This is a genomic window from Streptomyces sp. NPDC049541 (assembly GCF_044465725.1).
GTDB lineage: Bacteria > Actinomycetota > Actinomycetes > Streptomycetales > Streptomycetaceae > Streptomyces.
Map to the genome: position 1 here is coordinate 191,093 of NZ_JBITLY010000010.1, position 21,145 is coordinate 212,237.

Sequence of the window (21,145 nt, forward strand, 5' to 3'; positions counted from 1 at the left end):
CGGACTAGGCGCCGACAGCCGCCAGCACCGGCCTGCGCGCCTCGTGGTACCGCTCCAGCAGCACCTGCGCCACCTCCGGTGCCGCGCCCAGCACCTTGGAGAGTACGTCCGCCTGCGCCGCGCCCCGCGCGATACGGTCCGGCAGGAAACCGGGGGCCAGGACGTACGGCGCCACGGCCACCCGTTCGCAGCCCAGGGCCCGCAGTTCGCGGACCGCGTCCTCGGTGCGCGGAAGAGACGCGGAGGCGAACGCGGGCCGCACGGCGCACCAACCGGTGTGCCGCCACTCCCGCGCGATTTCTGCGATCACCGCGATCGCCTCCGGGTCGGTGGACCCCGCCGAGGCCAGCACGACCCCGGTCGAGGGCTTGTCGGCGGGGCTCAGGCCCGCCTCGTACAGACGGCGTTCGAGGGCCGACAGAAGCAGCGGGGACGGGCCGAGCACCTCTGCCTGGCGGATCCGGAGCGACCGCGGCGCGTCCCGCAGGACCGCCGGGATGTCCGCCTTCGCATGGAACGCACGGGTCAGGAGCAGGGGGAGCGCCACGACGTCACGGACGCCCTCCGCCGCCAGGGACTCCAGCACCCCGTGCACCGAGGGGACGTTGAAGTCCAGGAAGCCCGTCTCCACCCGGACGTCCGGGCGCAGCGAGCGCACCCGGCGTACGAGCGTGTGCACCGTCGCGGCGTGCCGCGGGTCGCGGCTGCCGTGGGCGATGACGAGGAGGACGGGCTTCGAAGGGTGCATGGGACTCAGCTCTTCACCAGCAGACCGCGGCTGCGCAGCACCCACCGCTCCAGCGGGCTGAAGATCAGCAGGTCGATGGCTATGCCGACGAAGAGGATGAGCAGGATGGCCTCGAAGACCATCGCCATGTCGCCCGCCGTTCGACCGTTCTCCAGCAACTGGCCGAGCCCCACTCCCAGGTCGGGGAACTGGGCGATGATCTCCGCCGCCATCAGCGAGCGCCACGAGAAGGCCCAGCCCTGCTTCATGCCCGCCACATAACCGGGCAGTGCCGCCGGCAGCGTGACGTGCCAGATGCCCTTGACGCCCGTCGCGCCCATGGTGCGGCCGGCGCGCAGGAACAGCGGCGGCACCTGGTCGACGCCGGACACCAGGCCGTTGGCGATGGACGGGACCGCGCCGAGCAGGATCACCGCGTACATCATGGAGTTGTTCAGGCCCAGCCAGATCACGGCCGGCGGCACCCACGCCACCGACGGCAGCGACTGCAGTCCGGAGAGGATCGGGCCGATGGCCGCGCGCACGAACTTCACCCGCGCCACCAGCAGACCCAGCGGGGTTCCGATGAGCAGCGCGAAGACGAAGCCCAGCAGACCGCGCGAGACGCTGGTCCAGATGTAGCCGAGCAGGTCGCCCTTCAGCCACGCTTCCTTGAACGTGCTGCCCACGGCACCGGGCGAAGGCAGCTTGGTCGGGTCGTCGACGATCGGGTAGAGGAGGAACCAGGCCGTGAGGACCACGGCGAGCGCGATGATCGGCGGCAGGATCTTGTTCGTGAGGGTCTGCCGCAGGGTCGGGCGGCCGGTGGCCGTGGTCTCCAGTGCGTCCAGGCCCGCCTCGACGCTCCCGGCGTCCTGGACCGGAGGCGTGTCAGTGCTGGCCATGACGGCGGATCTCCCCACGCAGTACATCGGTGATCTCAAGGGACAGTTCGGCCACGGGCGCGTCCTCGATACGGCGCGGCTGGGGGATGTCCACCGCCCACTCGCGTGCGATACGGCCCGGACGCGACGACAGCAGGATCACCCTCTGGGCGAGCCGCACCGCCTCGCGCACGTTGTGCGTGACGAAGAGGACGGACACGCCCGTCTCCGCCCAGATCCGGGTCAGCTCGTCGTGCAGCACATCGCGCGTGATGGCGTCGAGGGCCGAGAACGGCTCGTCCATCAGCAGCAGGTTGCTCTCCTGGGCGAGCGCGCGGGCCAGCGCCGCGCGCTGGCGCATACCGCCGGACAGTTCGTGGACGCGCTTGCCGTACGCGCCCTTCAGCCGGACCAGTTCGAGCAGCTGCTCGGCCCGGCCCCGGCGGTCGTTCTTGGCGACTCCCCTGAGCTTCAGGGCGAGTTCGATGTTCTTGCCCGCGGTCAGCCACGGGAACAGGGCGTGCTCCTGGAACATCAGGGCAGGCCGCCCCTCTGTCGTGATGGAGCCCGCGGTGGGCTTGTCGAGCCCCGCCACCAGGTTCAGCAGCGTGGACTTGCCGCAGCCCGAGGCTCCCAGGAGGGTGACGAACTCGCCCGGCGCGACATCGATGCTGATGTCGTCCAGGACGAGCTGCTGCCCGCCGGGTGTACCGAAGGACTTCGACACGTGCTCGAGCCGTGCCGCGTATTCGACCGACTCGTCGGCCTTGGCGAGCGTCGTGGTCGTGGCCATGGTCGTCACCTCCTGGGAACTGGTCGGTGCTACGTCAGCTGGTGCCGAGGCCTGCGGCGTCGACCGTGCTCTCGCCCTCGGCCTTGAGGACCTTGTTGAGGAGCGTGAGGTCGTAGATGCCCTTCAGGTCCGGCTTCTGCAGCAGACCGGCCTTGACCGCGTGCTCCGCCTCGGTGTTGAGGGTGGAGGCCAGCGGGTCGTTGGTGAACTGGATCGACTTCCAGGCCGGGTCCAGGACGTTCGGCTTCAGCGCCTTGCCCGAGTCCGCCTCCAGCTGTGTGTTGGCCGCGGCCTTCGCCTGGTCGGGGTTGGCGTTGATCCACTTGTTGGCCTCGACGGAGGCCTTCAGGACGGCCTCGACGGCCTTCGGGTGCGCCTTGAGGAACTTCTGCGACACGATGATGTTCGTGATCACGAACTTCTTGTCCGGCCACAGCGATGCCTCGTCGAGCAGCACCTTGCCGCCCTCGGCGACCAGCTTGGACGCGGTCGGCTCCGGCACCCAGGCGCCGTCGATGGAGCCGGACTTGTAGGCATCCGGGGTGATCTTGTTGTCCGTGCGGACGACCGTGACATCGCCCTTGCCGCTCTGCGCGTCGACCTTCCAGCCCTGGTCGGCGGCCCAGTTGAGGAACGCCACATCCTGCGTGTTGCCGAGCTGGGGCGTCGCGATCTTCTTGCCCTTGACGTCCTTCAGGGACTTGATCTTCTTCGGGTTGACGACCAGCTTCACACCACCGGACGCCGAACCACCGATGATCTTCAGGCTCTTGCCGTTGGACTTGACGTAGCCGTTGATCGACGGGGAGGGGCCGATCCAGCCGATGTCGATGGAGCCGGAGTTGAGCGCCTCGATCTCGGACGGGCCGGCGTTGAAGATGGCGGGCGAGACCTTGGTGGCGCCCAGCTCCTTCTGGAAGAAGCCCTTCTGGATGCCGACCAGCGCGGTCGCATGCGTCAGATTGCCGAAGTAACCGATCTTGACGGAGTCGAGCCCGTCGATCTTCTTGGCCCCGGCGGCGACCTTCGTGGTCTCCTTGTTGTCCGACTTGGACCCGTAGCCGCAAGCGGCGAGCGTGAGCAGGGGAAGTGCGGCTACCACGGCTACACCGCGGCGAAGGAACGTTGAGCGGTTGACAGGCACGGGAGGTGTTCCTCTCGGAGGCCCGGCGGTCACGGTCTTTCAGGTCGTGGCCGGGAGGTCGGCAGGTCTTCGTCGCTTCCGGGACGTCGGGTGGGGGGACGGGGCGCGCAGGCAGTGCGCGTACGTCAACGCACACATCGCGCCACTCCGCCCTGCCCGCTGCCCAGAGCGCCGCTGCCGACGCGGCCGCCCTCCTTGGCGAACGTGGAGTAGTAGTCGTGGGAGTTCATGTCAGAAGTCCCAACCGTCGTCCTCGGACTCGTCCTTGACCGGCTCCGGGGACGCGAACGACTCGCCGACCATGCCCGCGGTGAGCGTGGTGCCGTCGTTCGGGTCGATCAGGATGAACGAGCCGGTGCGGCGCGAGTCGGCGTAGGAGTCCACCGGCAGCGGTTCCGCGGTGCGGATCTTGACGCGGCCGATGTCGTTGGCGACGAGCTGTCCCGGGTGCGGGTGCAGGGACAGGTCGTCGAGCGTGAGACGGGACGGGATGTCCTTGACGATGGCCTTGACCGTGCGGGTGCCGTGCTTGAGCAGCACCCGGTGGTTGATGGTCAGCGCCTGGTCGGCGACGTGGCAGACGGTCGCCTCGATGTCCTGCGTGGTCGCCGGGGCGTCCTTGCTGGGCACGATCAGGTCGCCGCGCGAGATGTCGATGTCGTCCTCCAGGAGGATCGTCACCGACTGGGTGGTCCAGGCGACGTCGACCGGCTCACCGAGCAGGTCGATGCCGGAGATGCGGGAGGCACGGCCCGAGGGGAGCACGGTGACGGCCTCGCCGACGTGGAAGGAACCCGCGGCGATCTGGCCCGCGTAGCCCCGGTAGTCCGGGTGCTCGGCGGTCTGCGGGCGGATCACGTACTGCACGGGAAGGCGCGCGTGGCAGTGGCTCAGGTCGTGCGTGACCGGGACGGTCTCCAGGTGTTCGAGCACCGTCGGGCCGCCGTACCAGTCCATGTTGGCGGACGGCTCCACCACGTTGTCACCGGCGAGCGCCGAGATCGGGATCGCGGTGACCTCGGGGACGCCCAGTTCGGTCGCGTACGCCGTGAACTCCTCGGCGATCGCGGCGAAGACCGGTTCCTTGTAGTCGACCAGGTCCATCTTGTTGACGGCGAGGACGACGTGCGGGACGCGCAGCAGGGCGGCGATCGCGGCGTGCCGGCGGGTCTGCTCGACGACGCCGTTGCGGGCGTCGACCAGGATCACGGTCAGCTCGGCGGTGGAGGCACCCGTCACCATGTTGCGGGTGTACTGCACATGGCCGGGCGTGTCGGCGAGGATGAACCGCCGCCGGGGCGTGGCGAAGTAGCGGTAGGCCACGTCGATCGTGATGCCCTGCTCGCGCTCGGCCCGCAGACCGTCGGTGAGCAGCGCGAGGTCGGGGGCCTCCTGGCCGCGGCTCGCGGAGGCGCGCTCGACGGCCTCCAACTGGTCGACGAGGACCGACTTGGAGTCGTGCAGCAGCCGGCCGACGAGCGTGGACTTGCCGTCGTCGACCGAACCGGCGGTCGCGAACCGCAGAAGGGTCGTCTCGGAGAGTTCCGTGGTCGTGCTCATGCCTAGAAGTACCCCTCGCGCTTACGGTCTTCCATCGCGGCCTCGGACATCTTGTCGTCGGCGCGGGTGGCGCCGCGCTCGGTGAGCCGGGAGGCGGCGATCTCCGTGATGACCTGCTCCAGCGTCACGGCGTCCGAGTCGACGGCGCCCGTGCAGGACATGTCGCCGACGGTCCGGTACCGGACGAGCCGCTTCTCGACCTTCTCGCCGTCCTTGGGGCCGCCCCACTCACCCGCGGTCAGCCACATGCCGCTGCGGGCGAACACCTCACGCTCGTGCGCGAAGTAGATCTCCGGCAGCTCGATGCCCTCGCGGGCGATGTACTGCCACACGTCCAGCTCGGTCCAGTTGGACAGCGGGAAGACCCGCACGTGCTCGCCGGGCGCGTGCCGGCCGTTGTACAGGTTCCACAGCTCGGGGCGCTGGCGGCGCGGGTCCCACTGCGAGAACTCGTCCCGCAGCGAGAACACCCGCTCCTTGGCGCGCGCCTTCTCCTCGTCGCGCCGGCCGCCGCCGAAGACCGCGTCGAACCTCTCCGCCTGGATCTTCTCCGTCAGCGGCAGCGTCTGCAGCGGGTTGCGGGTGCCGTCCGGGCGCTCCTTGAGGACCCCCCGGTCGATGTAGTCCTGCACGGAGGCGACGTGCAGCCGCAGCCCGTGCTCGGCCACCGTCCGGTCGCGGTACTCCAGGACCTCGGGGAAGTTGTGCCCGGTGTCCACGTGCAGCAGCGAGAAGGGCACCGCGGCCGGCGCGAAGGCCTTCAGCGCCAGATGCAGCATGACGATGGAGTCCTTGCCGCCGGAGAACAGGATCACCGGCCGCTCGAACTCGCCCGCCACCTCACGGAAGATGTGCACCGCCTCGGACTCGAGGGCGTCCAGGTGCGAGAGGGCGTACGGGGAGGCCGTACCCTCCTCGACCGCAGCGACGGTCGTCGTCATGCCAGTCCCCTTTCGGTGAGCAGCGCGTGGACCGCGGCCGCGGACTCCTGGACGGTCTGGTGCTGCGACTCGATGCGCAGATCGGGCGTCTCGGGCTCCTCGTAGGGGTCGTCCACCCCGGTGAGCCCGGACAGCTCGCCCGCCGCCTGCTTGGCGTACAGACCCTTCACATCACGTACGGAGCACACCTCGACCGGGGTCGCCACATGCACCTCGATGTACGGCGCCCCGCCCTCCTGGTGGCGCTTGCGCACCGCCTCGCGGCTGTCCGCGTACGGCGCGATCACCGGGACGAGCGCCTTGACGCCGTTGCGGGCGAGCAGTTCGGCGAGGAAACCGATGCGCTGCACGTTGGTGTGCCGGTCCTCGCGGCTGAAGCCGAGGCCCGCCGAGATGAACTCGCGGATCTCGTCGCCGTCGAGCACCTCGACCAGGTGGCCCTCGGCGCGCAGCCGGCCGGCCAGCTCGTACGCGATGGTGGTCTTGCCGGCACTCGGCAGACCCGTGAGCCAGACGGTGGCCCCGGTCGTCACGTTCGTCTCCTGAATGTCTGTCGTCGTCATCCGTGCAGCCCGCACTCGGTCTTGGCGCTGCCCGCCCAGCGGCCCGCGCGCGCGTCCTCGCCCTCCAGGACGCGGCGGGTGCAGGGGGCGCAGCCGACGGACGCGTAGCCGTCCATCAGCAGCGGGTTGGTCAGTACGCCGTGTTCGGCGACGTAGGCGTCCACGTCGTCCTGGGTCCAGCGGGCGATCGGGGAGATCTTGACCTTCTGCCGCTTCTCGTCCCAGCCGACGACCGGGGTGTTCGCCCGGGTCGGGGACTCGTCGCGGCGTAGACCCGTCGCCCAGGCCACGTAGTTCTTCAGGCCCTGCTCCAGCGGCTGGACCTTGCGGAGCTTGCAGCACAGGTCGGGGTCGCGGTCGTGCAGCTTGGGGCCGTACTCCGCGTCCTGCTCGGCGACCGACTGACGCGGGGTCAGCGTGATGACGTTGACGTCCATCACGGCCTCGACCGCGTCGCGGGTGCCGATGGTCTCCGGGAAGTGGTAGCCGGTGTCGAGGAACACCACGTCCACGCCGGGCATGGCACGCGAGGCGAGGTGGGCGACCACCGCGTCCTCCATCGACGAGGTCACGCAGAAACGCTTGCCGAAGGTGTCGGCCGCCCACTGGAGGATCTCCAGCGCGGAGGCGTCCTCCAATTCACGGCCGGCCTGCTCGGCGAGCGCCTTCAGGTCCTCGGTCGCCTTCTCTTCCTGAACCGCGGTCATATCTCGTCTCCCCCTGCTTCGGAGTGCTGAAGGCCCCGGGCGAGCAGCCCGAGGAACTTCAGCTGAAAAGCCCGGTTGCACGCCGCGCATTCCCAGGCGCCGTGGCCCTGCTCGGAGGGACGCAGGTCCTCGTCGCCGCAGTAGGGGCAGTAGAAGGGGGCGGCCCGCTCGCTCACGACAGGGCCTCCTCGGACGCACGGGAGGCCCAGGCGGCGAAGCGCTCGCCGTCCTCGCGCTCGGCCTGGAACCGCTTGAGGACACGCTCGACGTAGTCGGGCAGCTCCTCGGACGTGACCTTCAGGCCACGCACCTTGCGGCCGAACCCGGCCTCCAGGCCGAGTGCACCGCCGAGGTGCACCTGGTAGCCCTCGACCTGCTCGCCCCGGTCGTTGAGGACGAGCTGGCCCTTGAGACCGATGTCCGCGACCTGGATACGGGCGCAGGCGTTCGGGCAGCCGTTGATGTTGATGGTGATGGGCTCGTCGAACTCCGGGATGCGGCGCTCCAGTTCGTCGATCAGGGACGAACCGCGCTGCTTGGTCTCGACGATGGCCAGCTTGCAGTACTCGATACCGGTGCAGGCCATGGTGCCGCGCCGGAACGGGGACGGCTTGGCCGTCAGGTCCAGCGCATCCAGGGCCTCGACCAGCGGCTCGACCTGTGCCTCCTCGACATCGAGGATGATCATCTTCTGCTCGACGGTGGTCCGCACCCGGCCCGAGCCGTGGGCCTCGGCGACCTCCGCGATCTTCGTGAGCGTGGCGCCGTCGACACGGCCGACGCGCGGGGCGAAGCCGACGTAGAACCGGCCGTCCTTCTGCCGGTGCACGCCGACGTGGTCGCGCCAGCGGCCCGAGGGCTCGGCGGGCGCGGGACCGTCGACCAGCTTGCGCTTGAGGTAGTCGTCCTCCAGGACCTGGCGGAACTTCTCCGGGCCCCAGTCGGCGACGAGGAACTTCAGACGGGCGCGGGTGCGCAGTCGCCGGTAGCCCCAGTCGCGGAAGATGCCGACCACGCCGGCCCACACCTCGGGCACTTCCTCCAGCGGAACCCAGGCGCCGAGCCGGACGCCGAGCTTCGGGTTGGTGGAGAGGCCGCCGCCGACCCACAGGTCGAAGCCGGGGCCGTGCTCGGGGTGCTCGACACCGACGAAGGCGATGTCGTTGATCTCGTGCACCACGTCGAGCAGCGGGGAGCCGGAGATCGCCGTCTTGAACTTGCGGGGCAGGTTGGAGAACTCCTTGCTGCCGATGTAGCGCTCGTGGATCTCCTCGATCGCCCAGGAGCCGTCGATGATCTCGTCCTCGGCGATCCCGGCGACCGGCGAGCCGATGACCACACGCGGGCAGTCGCCGCAGGCCTCGGTGGTGGACAGGCCGACGGCCTCCAGCCGGTTCCAGATCTCCGGGACGTCCTCGATGCGGATCCAGTGCAGCTGGATGTTCTGCCGGTCGGTGATGTCGGCGCTGCCGCGCGCGAACTCCTGAGAGATCTCACCGATCACACGCAGCTGCTGGGTGGTGAGGCGGCCGCCGTCGATGCGCACCCGCAGCATGAAGTACTTGTCGTCCAGCTCCTCCGGCTCCAGGATCGCGGTCTTGCCGCCGTCGATGCCGGGCTTGCGCTGGGTGTACAGGCCCCACCAGCGCATACGTCCGCGCAGGTCGTTGGGGTCGATCGAGTCGAAGCCGCGCTTGGAGTAGATCGTCTCAATGCGTGTCCGCACATTGAGACCGTCGTCGTCCTTCTTGAACTGCTCGTTGCCGTTCAGCGGGGTGTGGTGCCCCGCGGCCCACTGACCCTCTCCGCGGTGACGGCTCACCTTGCGGCGGGGAGTCGAAGCGGCAGGCTTCTGCGGGGTGGCGGCCATGGTGATTACGTCCTTCGGGACAGGCGGGAAGCGGCTCTGACCTGCGCGTTCGGGCGCATGGGCATACGTGCGCGACATTGCGCAGGATAAGAGGGATGTCGTGGATGTCGGGCTGTGCTGTGGCTCTCAGCTCGCCGGACAGATGGCGCTGGACATGCGGCCGAGGTCGACGTGCCGCCGACTCACCAAGGCAATTCCAGTTCCGGACATGACGGAAGCGTGTCATGGCAATCTGGACACAGTCCAGCTTCGTCCAAGATGCGGACACCCTTGTCCCGAACTGTGAGACAAGGGTGTCGTCGATCACATCGGCTGCCGCCGGTCTTGTCGGTGCAGGTCAGGCGCGGTATGCCCCGGGCCACGGCCCTGGTGCCGCCACCTCCGCCTGCTCCTCGACCTTGGTGTCGAAGAGCTTGAAGCCCCGGCGCAGATAGTTGTCCATGGCGTGCTCCCCGTCCAGGCTGCACGTATGCAGCCAGACCCGCTTCGTCTGCGCCAGTCCGGGCCAGCGCTCAGCGAGGTCCCAGGCGCGGGCGGCGCCGTACGACAGCAGGTGCCCGCCGATCCGCCGCCCCCGGAAGGCCGGCACCAGACCGAAGTAGACGATCTCCACGACCCCGTCGTCCTGCGGGTCCAGTTCGACGTATCCCGCGGGCGTTCCCCGGTCGTATGCGACCCAAGTCTCCACCCCTGGCCGGTCCAGATGCTCCTGCCACCGCGCATACGTCCAGCCCAGCCGGTCGATCCAGCGGATGTCGCCGCCGACGGACGCATACAGGAACCGGCTGAACTCGGGCGAGGCAACCTCGGAACGAACAATCCGCACGTCCCCTTCCGGCGCGGCGGCCGGGAGGAGGTCGGTCGGGGCGGTCTGCTCCAGGGACCAGGTGGTCACGGGAATGTTGGTCATGCAGGTCAGGGAATCATCCGGTCCACAGATCTGTCGATCGCCGCGGTCCGGTAGCGCCCCGAAGCGGCGCGGCGAACTGCGCGACCGGCCACAACGACGCCGCAGACGAATGGGGACCCAGCCCGCGGAGCGACTATTCCAGAGCCCCGTCGATCGAGCTCAGCGGCAACGCGTACAACATCCGCCCGGCCTGAGACCACACCTCACCGGTCTCCTCCCCATAAGAGAGGGCCCCGGAGGGTCCGGCCCAGCAGCGGTTCGTCCCGTCCGCCGCGCACCGCGTGGCCTTCGCGTCGTGCGCGTTCTGCCGCCACAGCGTGCCGTGGCCGTCCGCGGTGTCCGCCGCGCGGGCCAGGTACCACTGTGACCCGTACGACAGGACCCCGCCGACGCCGGCCGTCTTCGTCTCGTACGCCTCGATCGCGGTCGCGCGTCCCGCGGGGTCGGTGGCCAGCAGTCCGGCGCGGGCCGGGTCGCTGCTGAACGCGTAACGCCACAGCCGGGTGTGCCGGCCGCTGTCCGCGGGCACCCACTCGCTCGCCACCAGGCTGTCCGGCGCGGTGCTGCGGTCGAGGGAGATCGTCGCCGGGAGTGCGCTCCCACCGGTGAGCCGGTACGAGCCGATGGCCGGCAGGACGTACCGCGCGCCGTCCGCGGCCCAGCCGCCGCGCACCCTGCCGACCGCGCCGCTGTCGACGGTGGTCCGCTGGATGCGGTGCATGTCGTAGACGTACAGACCGTCGGCGGCGGTGACCAGGAGCTTGTCCTGGTACCAGACCATGCCGGAGACGGGGGAGGTGAGCCCGCGGTAGTCGCGGCCGCCGTCGACGGGGACGGCGAGGGTCACCCAGGCGTAGGTGAGGCGGTCGGGGTCGCTCGCGTCGACGAAGGCGACCCGGGCGAGGCCCGGCTTCGCCGACCTGCCCGCCGGGTGGGTCCAGCCGGAGAGGATCACACGGCGGTCGCCCCAGTGGCCGTCGTCGTCCGCGTCCCCGGAGGTGGTGACCGCGCCGGCCCGCCAGCCGCGGGTGTCGGCGGCGTCCCAGCAGTAGGCGCGCGTGGCGGCGGGCGCCACCGGCAGCGCCGTGCGCTCGGTGGTCGTACAGTCGGCCGCGGCCAGCAGGGAGTGGTCGGCGTCGTCGAGGACCGTGCTCACGCCGACGGGCCTGCCCATGGCGGCGGCGAGCCGGTCCAGGGTGCTGCGCGGCACCAGCCGCTCCTGGAGCCGCAGCCCGGTCGTCCGCTCGGAAGCAGCGAGCGCCTTCAGGGCCCCGGGCCGGTCACCGACCGTGGCCTGCGAGGCGCTGATCATGGTGGCGGCGGCGGTGAGCGCGAGGGCGGTCCCGGCGAGGCAGGCGCGCAGCGCGCGGCCCCGCTTCTGCCTGCGGTGTCGGCCACGTTGCTTCATACGTCCTCCCGAGGCGGGCCAACTGCGGCCATTGGTCCTTGTGTTGACCAAAGGAGCAGGTGGGGTGGCCCGTAGAGGGATGCTACGGCAGTCCGGGGCGGTAGGGCACGAAGACCGTGCAAATATGCGGAAGATACGGCCGTGTGGTCACTGAGGGGTATGTGTCGGACACGCTCAGGGCAGGTCGGCCGGCTGCCGCACCTTGATCACCGAGGGTGCCGTCGACTGCGGCAGCAGGTCGCGCGGGTCGGCCGGCAGGAGCAGCTCCACCTCCGCGTCCTCCGCGAAGCGGTAGGGCCGGTGCTCCAGCAACCCGCCGAGGTAGCGCCGTACTCGGGACATCTCGGCGCGCACCGTCACCGTGCGGGCCGGGTCGCCGAACACCTCCTCGGCCAGGCCCGCCGCGCTGCGGCCGCCACGCTGCAGGGCGAGCAGATAGAGCAATTCGGCGTGCCGGGGGCTCAGTTCGTGGCTCCAGGAGCCCGCTGACCCGGACACCGTGACCGACCAGCGGCGCGACTGCGTCAGGTCCAGCACGATGCGCGTGGCGCCACGCGGCACCGGCTCGTCCGTGGCCCGGATCAGCCAGCCCTCGGCCAGCGGCTCCACCGAGCACAGCCCGAGCGGCGGCAGCCACCGGCGGCCCGCCGTCAGCGACTTGGGCAGGGCGATCCGGCTGGTGTACGGCATCCCGGTCACCGCCGCGGTCCAGCCGTCCCGGTCCACCACCAGGGCCCGGCCGCCGACCCGGGCCAGCACCGGCGCGGCCACCGCCCGCAGCCGCTCCAGCGAGCCCAGATGCAGCTCGCGCAGCCGGGCCTCGGCGAGCTTGGCCACCGAGTCCACCCAGGCGAGCGTGGCCGGGTGCATTGTCTCCAGCGGTCCGCTGACGTCCACGACACCGATCAGCCGGCCGTCGCGCGGGTCGGTGATGGGCGCGCCGGTACAGGTCCAGGAGGTCTGCGAGCGCACGAAGTGCTCGGAGGCGAAGACCTGCACGGGCCGGCGGACCACGGCCGGGGTGCCGATGCCGTTCGTCCCGACGACGTCCTCCCGCCAGTCGGCGCCCACTTCGAAACCGAGTCCGTCCGCCTTGCGCAGGACGGCCGGGCTGCCCTCGCGCCACAGCACCCGGCCGTCCTCGTCGGCGACCACCATGATGTGGTGCGCGACGTCCGCGACCGACAGCAGCCCCTCCCGCAGCACCGGCAGGACGTGCCGCAGCGTCGTGCGCTCCCGGCGCCGCCGCACCTCGTCGGAGGGCAGCAGCCCGGAACGGCGGTCGCGGTCGGGGTCGATGCCGCTGCGCAGCATGCGCCCCCAGGACTGCTCGATCACCGGGCGCGGCGCGACGGGGGTGCGCTGCCCGGACAGCCTGGCGGCGCGGACCTCGCTGAGTACCCGCGCCGCGCGCGCCGTGTCGACCACGGCGAGCTGCGTCACGTCCGTCGGCGGGTGCACCACGGGGCCTCCCGGAAGAAGGGCTCGGGACAACCGGTTTCTCGCCGCGTTTCGGCCACGGAGCCGGAGTCGTCCGTACTGTCCGTCCATAGTGCCGTCCGTTCCCGGCGGACGGGCCCACTCCAGCCGCAGACAGCAACAAGTTGCAACCCCTTGCAACCCTGGTGGACCGGCTCCTACTTGATTGAATATTGAGCAACGCCGTCCCGAGCGGCGTTCGTGGCCTCGAACGGGCCGGTTGGGCGGGGGTGGTGCCGTGTCGGCGCAGCACCACCCCCGTACTACATGAGCCCAGGTCAGGACACCGGTCGGGCCCGCTCGACCACCGACGCCAGGTCCAGCGTGTGGGGCAGTGTCCCGAAGGCCGCGCCCGCGTCGCCGCCCAGCCGCGAGGCACAGAAGGCGTCGGCCACCTCCGGTGGGGCGAACCGGACGAGCAGCGAACCCTGGAGCACCAGCGCGAGCCGCTCCGTCAGCCGCCGGGCCCGCCCCTCGATCCCGTCCAGATCGGCCAGCTCGGTCAGCAGGTCCTTGATCGCGGCGTCCAGGCGGTGGTCGACGCCGCGGGCCCTGCCGACCTCCTGGAGGTAGGCGTCGAGGGCCTGCGGCTCGCGCCGCAGGGCGCGCAGCACGTCCAGCGCCTGGACGTTCCCGGCGCCCTCCCAGATCGAGTTGAGCGGCGACTCGCGCACCAGCCGGGGCAGCCCCGACTCCTCGACGTACCCGTTGCCGCCCAGGCACTCGGCGGCCTCCACCGCGACCGGCGCACAGCGCTTGGTCACCCAGTACTTGGCGGCAGGCACAGCGATCCGCAGCAGCGCCCGCTCCTGCTCGCTCCCGTCGTCACAGGCGGCGGCGAGCCGCAGCGCGAGCGTGGTCGCCGCCTCCGACTCCAGCGCCAGGTCGGCCAGGACGTTGCGCATCAGCGGCTTGTCGACCAGCTTCGCGCCGAACGCCTCCCGGTAGCTGCAGTGGTGCACGGCCTGGGCGACCGCCTGCCGCATCAGACCCGCCGAGCCCAGCACGCAGTCCAGCCGGGTCGCCGCCACCATGTCGATGATGGTCCGCACCCCGCGCCCCTCCTCGCCGACCCGGCGGGCCCAGGTGCCGTCGAACTCGACCTCACTGGAGGCGTTGGAGCGGTTGCCGAGCTTGTCCTTGAGCCGCTGGATCAGAAAGACGTTGCGGGAGCCGTCCTCCAGGACCCGCGGCACGAGGAAGCAGGTGAGCCCGTCCGGAGCCTGGGCGAGCACCAGAAACCCGTCGGACATCGGGGCCGAGCAGAACCACTTGTGCCCGGTGAGCTCGTACGTACCCGCCTCGGCGAGGGGCCGGGCGGTCGTCGTGTTGGCGCGTACGTCGCTGCCACCCTGCTTCTCCGTCATGCCCATCCCGAACAGCGCCCCGGCCTTGAGGCGGGCGGGCCGCAGCTCGCGGTCGTAGACCATGGACGTGAGCCGCGGCTCCCACTCGGCGGCCAGGGCCGGGTCGGTGCGCAGGGCGGGGACGGCCGCGTGGGTCATCGACAGGGGGCAGAGGTTCCCGGCCTCGACCTGTGTCCAGACCAGGAACGCGGCGGCTCTGCGGACATGGCCGCCGGGCCGGACCCAGGCGGCGGTCAGGCCCGCCGCGACACCCTTGCCGAGCAGGCGGTGCCAGGCGGGGTGGAAGTCCACCTCGTCGACGCGGTGGCCGTGGCGGTCGTGGGTGCGCAGCCGGGGCGGATTCTCGTTGGCCTGGACCGCCCACTCCTGCAGCTGCGCCGAACCGGAGGCCCGGCCGAGCGCGGCCAGCTCGCCGTGCGCCTCGTCGAGCAGCTCGGGGTCCAGGTGCCGTTCGACGGCCTCGGTGAGGGCACGGTCGGCGCCGAAGAGGTCGTAGTCGGTCAGGGGTGGGGGCTGGTTGGTCACGGTGTGGGTGCGGCGTGCCATGCGGCGAACGTACCCCCCGGCGGTGTCGTGGGCCACCAGGGGGGCGCGCCCCCTGGAGCCCCTGTCGGCCTGAACGGCCTCGTCCTCAAACGCCGGACGGGCTGAAAGATGCCGACCGGCACCAAGAAGTCGCCCCCATGGCCGTCACACCGGGCGCACCGTCGCCGGCTCAGCTTCCCTGGGCGACGAACTCCCAGCCGATGGCGGTGAGATGGGTGTGGGGGTGGCGGGCGATGAGGGCCATACCGATGAAGCCGACCTGGGATCGGACGCGTGGGCGGCCGCGCCGCCGAGGAGGCCGTGCGCGTCGCGCTGACCACCGAACTCTCCCGGCACGCGAACGGACAACCCGTGTCGGGGTCGTTGAGGATCAGTACGGCGGAGGCGCGTGGCAGGCCGGTGATCCGGGACGTCGGGCGGTCCGGGAAGCGCAGGAAGAACGACGGCGGGGTCTCCGAGCCGCCCGCCCCTGCAGCCGGTACACGGCCTCGACGAGCTCGCCGACCTCCGGCCCCCGGCCGTGCGGAACCGACTCCACCTGCCCGCCGGAGATCACCGCGAACGGCGGGCGCCCAGGGTCTTCGAGTGGGTTCCGTGGTGGTCATGGTGCCCTGCCGCGACTGTGCGCGGTCCGGGCGTTGTCGACGAGCACGATCAGGTGGACGACGGGCGCCGTCTGCACGGCCGTCCGCATGGACACGAACAATCCCGTTAAAGTGAACATGACAGGCAAAGGGTTCGTATCCCTCCGGTGGCCACCGGGCCGGGGGATGAGCGCACTCGGCCACGGCGGATACCGTTAGGTCGTGCAGTCAGCAAGTGAATCGCCGCAGAGCAGCCCCCCCTCCGGGCGTCTCCACCGGGCGCGTGCCCTCTATCGGAACGTCTCGAAGCGCAGGACTGCTTGGCTGCTGCTCAAGGACACGGTCAACTCGTGCATGGAGTACCGCATCCTGGGCCTCGCCGCCGAGGCCGCGTTCTTCACGCTGCTGTCCGTGCCGCCCCTGCTGCTGAGCATGATCGGCCTGCTCGGCTATGTCGACGCCTGGACCGGCGCCCACTCCATCGCCAGCCTGGAGAGCAACATCCTGGAGGCGTCCCGCACGGTCCTGTCCGACAAGGGCGTCCACGAGATCGCCCAGCCGATCCTGCACGACGTGATGAAGGGCGGCCGGCCCGACGTCATCTCCATCGGCTTCCTGTTCGCCCTGTGGTCGGGCTCCCGCGCCGTGAACGTCTTCATCGACACCATCACCGTGATGTACGGCCTCGACGGCGTCCGCGGCATCGTGAAGACGCGCCTGCTCTCCTTCGCGCTGTTCATCGTGGCCCTGCTGATCGGCTCGGTCGCGCTGCCGCTGATGGTGGCCGGGCCGGACGCGGTGGTGAACGTCGTGCCGTGGTCGACGACCGTCGTGCAGGTCCTGTACTGGCCTGTGGTCATCGTCCTGTCGATCGCGTTCCTGACCACGCTGTACCACGTGTCCGTGCCCGTCCGCTCCCCGTGGATCGAGGACGTGCCCGGCGCCCTGGTCGCCCTCGCGATGTGGGTGCTCGGCAGCTTCCTGCTGCGCATCTACCTGACCAGCACGGTCGAGGGCCCCACCATCTACGGCTCGCTCGCCGCACCCGTCGCCGTACTGCTGTGGATCGGTGTGTCCGCGTTCGCCGTCCTGGTCGGGGCCGCGGTCAACGCCGCGATCGACCGGGTCTGGCCGGCCGCCGCGACCGCCGCCGCCCGCGCCGCGAACGAGCGGCTGCGCGAGGTGCAGCTGGCCGAACACGTGGCCCGCGCGGCCGCCGGCCACGAAACGGACCCGGCCGACCCCGACATGCCCTCCGAGTTCCCGGAACGCTGGTCCCGCTTCCTGCCCCCGGAGGACGTGACGTCCCGCCTGCGCACGCACGTGAAGAGCACCCACCCGCACCACAAACCGGACGGTTCCTGAAGTGTGCTGAAGGGGCGCGGGGCTGTGTCGATGGCGGCTCCCGCTAGACCTTCCACGTGCCCAAGGCGGCAGCCTCCCTCGCGAAGTCCCCGAAGTCCCGCGGCGCACGCCCCAGCACCCGCCGGACCCCGTCCGTGAGATGCGCATTGCGCCCATCGAGCAGCCCCTCGAACACCCCCACCAGAAACTCCGCCTCCTCCGCCGGCACACCGAACCCGGCCAGCGCCTCGCCATAGGCCCGCGCAGGCACCGGCGTATAGGAAACCTCCCTACCGCTCGCCGCGGAGATCTCTGCGACCGCCTCGCGGAACGACAGCAGCCGCGGCCCGGTCACCTCCACCGTCCGCCCGACGTACCGCTCCCCGGCCGTCAAAGCCACCGCGGCCACGTCGGCGATGTCCCGCACGTCGACGAACGGCTCCCGCACCTCACCGGCCGGAAACACCAGCTCCCCCCTGCGCAACTCCTCCACCAGCGGCCCCTCGCTGAAGTTCTGCGCGAACCACGCGGCCCGTACCACCGTCCAGTCCGCACCCGACGCCTTCAGCGCCGCCTCGGTCGCCAGCGCCTGCTCCTCGCCGCGCGCCGACAGCAGCACCAGCCGCCGCACCCCGAGCCCGACCGCCTCCCTCGCGAGCGCCCCGACCCCCTCCGTGGCCGCGGGGGCGCCGACGTCGGACGGGTACACCAGGTACGCCGCGTCGGCGCCCCGCAGTGACCGCGCCCAGGTCGTCGGGTCCTCCCAGTCGAAACCGTGGGCGCGGGAGGCGGGCCGCACCGCCAGCCCCGCCGCCCGTGCCGCCCGCACCACACGGCTCCCGGTGCGCCCCGAGGCACCGGTCACCACCACCGTCATGTTCTGCGTCTTCGCTGCGTTGTCAGCCATGCCTCCAGTCAAGGGCCGTACGCCCCAAGAACCCATCGCTGAACGGCTCATTCCCATGCGCGGGCGTCTACGCTCACGGCATGGACCCCCTTGCTGGTCTCCTCGACGGACCCCGCGCGCGGGGCGCCTTCATGATCCGGGCGTGTTTCGAACCGCCCTGGTGCGTACGGATCGAGGACCGCGCCCCGCTCACCGTCATGCTGATGGTCCGCGGCGAGGCGTGGATCATGCCGGACGCGGGCGGGCGAAGCGAGATGGGGGTCCCCCCGGCCGAAGGCTGGGGGAGGGTGCTGCTGCGGCCCGGCGACCTCGCCATCGCGCGTGGCCCGGACCCGTACACCTGTGCCGACGCCCCCGAGACGGAGCCGCAGGCGCTGATCCTGCCGGGTGCCGAGTGCCGCTACCCCGACGGGCGTTCCCTCAACGGCGTCATGGACCTGGGTGTGCGCACCTGGGGCGACCGGCTCGACGGGTCGGCCGTGCTGCTGATCGGCACCTATCTGTGGCAGGGCGAGGTCGGCGGGCGGCTGCTGGACGCCCTGCCGCCGCTGCTGTCCCTCACACCCGAGGTGTGGGACTGTCCGCTCACCCCGCTCCTCATGGAGGAGATCGTGCGGGACGAGCCGGGTCAGGAGGTCGTCCTGGACCGCCTCCTCGACCTGCTGGTCATCGCCGCGCTCAGGGCCTGGTTCGCCCGCCCGGAGGCGGCGGCACCGGCCTGGTACCGGGCGCTGGCGGACCCCGTGGTGGGCAGGGTCGTCCGCCTGCTCCACGACGACCCCGCCCATCCCTGGACGGTCGCCTCCCTCGCGGCCAAGGCGGGAGTCTCCCGAGCCGCCCTCGCCCGCCGCTTCACCGGCCTTGTGGGCGAGCCCCCGATGACGTACCTGACCGGCCGTCGTCTGGCCCTGGCCGCCGACCGACTGCGCGACACGGACGACACCCTGGAGGCGATCGCCCGCCAGGTCGGCTACGGCAGCGCGTTCGCACTGTCCAGCGCCTTCAAGCGGCTGTACGGCGTGAGCCCGCAGGAGCACCGGGCGCGTACGGCGTAGCCTTCCGCGGGTGTACTTGGGTGGGGCGGTCGTGTGGACGAACAGTCTGGCTGGCGGGAGTCGGATGCGTGCTGCTCGGTCGAGGGGCTGGGGCGTTCGCCCGCCCGGCCGGCTGGAGCGGCGCGTTCGCGGTGGCCGGCACCTTCAAGCGACGTGAGCCCGCAGGAGCACCGGGCGCGGGCGGCGTAGCCTTTCGCGGGTGTCTTCGGAGGGGGCGTCCCGGCTGACCGGGGCGGTCGTGTGGACGAACAGTCTGGCTGGCGCGAGTCGGATGCGTGCTGCTCGGTCGAGGGGCTGGGGCGTTCGCGCGCCCGGTGGCTGGAGCGGCGCGTTCGCGGTGGCTACGAACAGTCTGGCTGGCGGGAGTCGGATGCGTGCTGCTCGGTCGAGGGGCTGGGGCGTTCGCCCGCCCGGCCGGCTGGAGCGGCGCGTTCGCGGTGGCCGGCGCCTTCAAGCGGCGTGAGCCCGCAGGAGCACCGGGCGCGGGCGGCGTAGCCTTTCGTTCGTGTACGCGGAGAGGGCGTCCCGGCTGACCGGGGCCGTCGTGTGGACGAACATCCCGTCCGAGGCGGGTGCCGGACGTGTGCTGCCGGACGGCTGCATGGACCTGCTGTGGCACCAGGGCCGGCTGCTGGTCGCGGGGCCCGACACTCGTGCGTACGTCACCGGGGGCGAGCCGGGAGTGTGGGTCGGCGTCCGCTTGTACCCCGGCACCGCGCCCGCCCTCCTGGGCGTGCCCGCGCACGAGTTGCGCGACCGGCGCGTGGCGCTCAGCGAACTGCGTTCGGCCGCGGAGGTCCGCCGTCTCACCGCCCGTGTGAACGCCGCCGCCGAACCGGCAAACGGCCTGGAGGAGTTGGCGCTGCGGCTGGCCGCCGACACCGAGCCCCCCGACCCGCTGCTACGGCACCTGGTGACCGCCCTCGGCGAGGGCCGCCCGGTCGCGGCCACCGCGGACGAACTCGGCCTGGGAGCCCGTCAGTTGCACCGCCGCTCCCTCGCAGCCTTCGGCTACGGCCCCAAGATGCTGGCCCGGGTGCTGCGGCTGCAGCGTGCCCTGAGGCTGGCCCGGGAAGGGGTGCCGTTCGCGGAGACGGCGGCCCGGGCCGGCTTCGCCGACCAGGCCCATCTGGCGCGGGACGTCAAGGAGCTGGCGGGGCTGCGGCTCGGGCAGCTACTCGGCCGCGGGTAGCTGCGCGAACAGGTCGACACCGTTGCCGTCCGGGTCGTGCACCACGGCGTACCGCATCCCCCACAAGGCGTCCCACGGCTTGAGTTCGCCGTGGTACCCGGCGCCCACGAGCTCCTCGTAGACGGAGTCGACCTCGGCGAGTGATCCGCATCGGAAGGCGAGCGAGACCCGGCCGCCGGTGGCCGGCGGCTGCCACCCCGGGTAGAAGGAACGGACGGTCTCCTCGGGATCCAGGGCGAGGGTCAGCCCGCCGGGCAGTTCGGCCTCGACATGCGGCTGGTCCTCGGAGCCCTCGGGGAAGACGAGCCCGAGACGACGGTAGAAGGCGAGCGCGGCGGCCAGGTCGGAGACGACCAGGCCGACCACGGCGAATCGTGGAGTCATGCCGTCACCGTAGGCAGCGCCCCGGCGGCCGGTCTTGAAGGAATCGGACACCCTCAGCCGAAGGTCACCGGCCCGCGGGGAGTGTCCACCGTGAACGAGAGAGCCACCGGCCCCTCGGTCACGACCAGCTCGGCTCCGACGGCGGCCAGCAGAGGGCGTATCTCGTCCGGGTCCGGGGCGGTGGCCGACACCCTGAGCAGGGGGGTGACGGGCAGAGCCGTCGATGTCGGGTGCGCCGAGGACCCCCAGTCGATGAGGAAGGGAACGAGACCGGACGGATGCGCGGTGTCACCGTCGGTCAGGCGCCACTCCAGCAACGTGCCGTCCGGCCGACGGCGGCTCATCGGCCGCACCGGCCCGGGGTCGTACCCCCGCGCCCGCGCCGTCGCGACCGCCGTGTCCAGGTCGGGCGGGCTGATCGCCCAGGTCACCGTCCGCGCGGAGGCCAGCTGGTCGACGTCGAACGGCCGCGGGCCCTCCGCCCCGGCCTGCTCCGGGTCGGGCCCGATGATCTCCAGATAGCTGGAACCACCCAGGGAGACCAGGCAATTGCGCGTACCGAACCCCACATGCGCACCACCGGGTGCAGGCGTCACACCGGTGAGCCGAGCGAAGTCGGCCACGGTCGCCGCGAGTTCGGGGGTCGCGAGGACCAGGTGGTCCAGATGCAGGGGAATGGTGTTCATCCCGGCCGAGGCTACGCATACGGCCACCACAATGGAACGCCCGTGCGGCGGAACTGATGCAGTCGAGGGCGCGGTGGCGCCCTGACGGGGCGCG

Annotated in this window: 21 protein-coding genes and 1 pseudogene; 3 read left to right on the forward strand and 19 right to left on the reverse strand. The window is 71.3% G+C overall.

Annotated elements, in window-relative coordinates:
* Positions 1-4: 4 nt before the first annotated feature.
* From ACIBW9_RS32595 to ACIBW9_RS32670, 16 genes and pseudogenes are all read right to left on the reverse strand, one after another.
* Positions 5-748, reverse strand: coding sequence for a sirohydrochlorin chelatase (locus tag ACIBW9_RS32595; protein WP_398960612.1), 744 nt, complete (start codon positions 746-748; stop codon positions 5-7).
* Positions 749-753: 5 nt separating this feature from the next.
* Positions 754-1,632, reverse strand: a complete 879-nt coding sequence (locus tag ACIBW9_RS32600; protein ID WP_398960613.1) for an ABC transporter permease — start codon at positions 1,630-1,632, stop codon at positions 754-756.
* Entirely contained in the window at positions 1,619-2,404 is a 786-nt protein-coding gene (locus ACIBW9_RS32605; RefSeq protein ID WP_398960614.1) for an ABC transporter ATP-binding protein, read from the reverse strand. The genes ACIBW9_RS32600 and ACIBW9_RS32605 overlap by 14 nt, the downstream gene beginning before the upstream one ends.
* Before the next feature lie 34 nt (positions 2,405-2,438).
* Positions 2,439-3,548 carry an aliphatic sulfonate ABC transporter substrate-binding protein gene (locus ACIBW9_RS32610; RefSeq protein WP_398960615.1) on the reverse strand — a complete coding sequence of 370 codons (1,110 nt, stop codon included), beginning with the start codon at positions 3,546-3,548 and terminating at the stop codon, positions 2,439-2,441.
* Positions 3,549-3,779: 231 nt separating this feature from the next.
* Positions 3,780-5,108, reverse strand: a complete 1,329-nt coding sequence (locus tag ACIBW9_RS32615; RefSeq protein ID WP_389080443.1) for a sulfate adenylyltransferase subunit 1 — start codon at positions 5,106-5,108, stop codon at positions 3,780-3,782.
* Between the two features lie 2 nt (positions 5,109-5,110).
* A complete protein-coding gene (gene cysD, locus ACIBW9_RS32620; protein WP_398960616.1) occupies positions 5,111-6,049 on the reverse strand; it encodes a sulfate adenylyltransferase subunit CysD in 939 nt (312 codons plus the stop codon).
* Positions 6,046-6,612 carry an adenylyl-sulfate kinase gene (gene cysC, locus ACIBW9_RS32625; RefSeq protein ID WP_398960617.1) on the reverse strand — a complete coding sequence of 189 codons (567 nt, stop codon included), beginning with the start codon at positions 6,610-6,612 and terminating at the stop codon, positions 6,046-6,048. The genes cysD and cysC overlap by 4 nt, the downstream gene beginning before the upstream one ends.
* Positions 6,609-7,319: a phosphoadenylyl-sulfate reductase gene (locus tag ACIBW9_RS32630; RefSeq protein WP_398960618.1), complete on the reverse strand. Its 711-nt coding sequence runs from the start codon at positions 7,317-7,319 to the stop codon at positions 6,609-6,611. Before ACIBW9_RS32630 ends, cysC begins: the two co-directional genes overlap by 4 nt.
* Positions 7,316-7,495, reverse strand: coding sequence for a hypothetical protein (locus ACIBW9_RS32635; RefSeq protein WP_030940226.1), 180 nt, complete (start codon positions 7,493-7,495; stop codon positions 7,316-7,318). Before ACIBW9_RS32635 ends, ACIBW9_RS32630 begins: the two co-directional genes overlap by 4 nt.
* Positions 7,492-9,189 carry a nitrite/sulfite reductase gene (locus tag ACIBW9_RS32640; RefSeq protein ID WP_398960619.1) on the reverse strand — a complete coding sequence of 566 codons (1,698 nt, stop codon included), beginning with the start codon at positions 9,187-9,189 and terminating at the stop codon, positions 7,492-7,494. Before ACIBW9_RS32640 ends, ACIBW9_RS32635 begins: the two co-directional genes overlap by 4 nt.
* 126 nt (positions 9,190-9,315) lie before the next feature.
* Positions 9,316-9,399, reverse strand: a complete 84-nt coding sequence (locus ACIBW9_RS32645) for a putative leader peptide (protein ID WP_309486338.1) — start codon at positions 9,397-9,399, stop codon at positions 9,316-9,318.
* 127 nt (positions 9,400-9,526) lie between these two features.
* Entirely contained in the window at positions 9,527-10,099 is a 573-nt protein-coding gene (locus tag ACIBW9_RS32650) for a GNAT family N-acetyltransferase (protein ID WP_398960620.1), read from the reverse strand.
* Between the two features lie 133 nt (positions 10,100-10,232).
* Positions 10,233-11,507, reverse strand: coding sequence for a hypothetical protein (locus tag ACIBW9_RS32655; RefSeq protein ID WP_398960621.1), 1,275 nt, complete (start codon positions 11,505-11,507; stop codon positions 10,233-10,235).
* A gap of 174 nt (positions 11,508-11,681) precedes the next feature.
* Positions 11,682-12,971: a GAF domain-containing protein gene (locus ACIBW9_RS32660; protein WP_398960622.1), complete on the reverse strand. Its 1,290-nt coding sequence runs from the start codon at positions 12,969-12,971 to the stop codon at positions 11,682-11,684.
* Between the two features lie 293 nt (positions 12,972-13,264).
* Entirely contained in the window at positions 13,265-14,899 is a 1,635-nt protein-coding gene (locus ACIBW9_RS32665; protein ID WP_398960623.1) for an acyl-CoA dehydrogenase family protein, read from the reverse strand.
* 175 nt (positions 14,900-15,074) lie between these two features.
* Positions 15,075-15,455 (reverse strand): annotated as a pseudogene (locus ACIBW9_RS32670) (2,3-diaminopropionate biosynthesis protein SbnB); the annotation flags it as partial.
* A 250-nt stretch (positions 15,456-15,705) separates the two neighbouring features.
* Between ACIBW9_RS32670 and ACIBW9_RS32675 the strand changes: the two are divergent.
* Positions 15,706-16,848: a YihY/virulence factor BrkB family protein gene (locus ACIBW9_RS32675; protein ID WP_398960624.1), complete on the forward strand. Its 1,143-nt coding sequence runs from the start codon at positions 15,706-15,708 to the stop codon at positions 16,846-16,848.
* A gap of 43 nt (positions 16,849-16,891) precedes the next feature.
* Here ACIBW9_RS32675 and ACIBW9_RS32680 read toward each other — a convergent pair whose 3' ends face one another.
* Positions 16,892-17,734, reverse strand: coding sequence for an NAD(P)H-binding protein (locus tag ACIBW9_RS32680; protein ID WP_398960625.1), 843 nt, complete (start codon positions 17,732-17,734; stop codon positions 16,892-16,894).
* Positions 17,735-17,814: 80 nt separating this feature from the next.
* Between ACIBW9_RS32680 and ACIBW9_RS32685 the strand changes: the two genes are divergently transcribed.
* On the forward strand, positions 17,815-18,789 hold the full coding sequence (locus ACIBW9_RS32685) for a cupin domain-containing protein (RefSeq protein WP_398960626.1): 975 nt from the start codon (positions 17,815-17,817) through the stop codon (positions 18,787-18,789).
* Positions 18,790-19,294: 505 nt separating this feature from the next.
* Positions 19,295-19,981: a helix-turn-helix domain-containing protein gene (locus tag ACIBW9_RS32690; protein ID WP_398960627.1), complete on the forward strand. Its 687-nt coding sequence runs from the start codon at positions 19,295-19,297 to the stop codon at positions 19,979-19,981.
* Here the strand turns inward: ACIBW9_RS32690 and ACIBW9_RS32695 are convergent.
* Positions 19,964-20,365: a VOC family protein gene (locus ACIBW9_RS32695; protein ID WP_398960628.1), complete on the reverse strand. Its 402-nt coding sequence runs from the start codon at positions 20,363-20,365 to the stop codon at positions 19,964-19,966. The genes ACIBW9_RS32690 and ACIBW9_RS32695 overlap by 18 nt on opposite strands.
* Before the next feature lie 53 nt (positions 20,366-20,418).
* Positions 20,419-21,051 carry a VOC family protein gene (locus ACIBW9_RS32700; protein ID WP_398960629.1) on the reverse strand — a complete coding sequence of 211 codons (633 nt, stop codon included), beginning with the start codon at positions 21,049-21,051 and terminating at the stop codon, positions 20,419-20,421.
* Positions 21,052-21,145 lie beyond the last annotated feature (94 nt).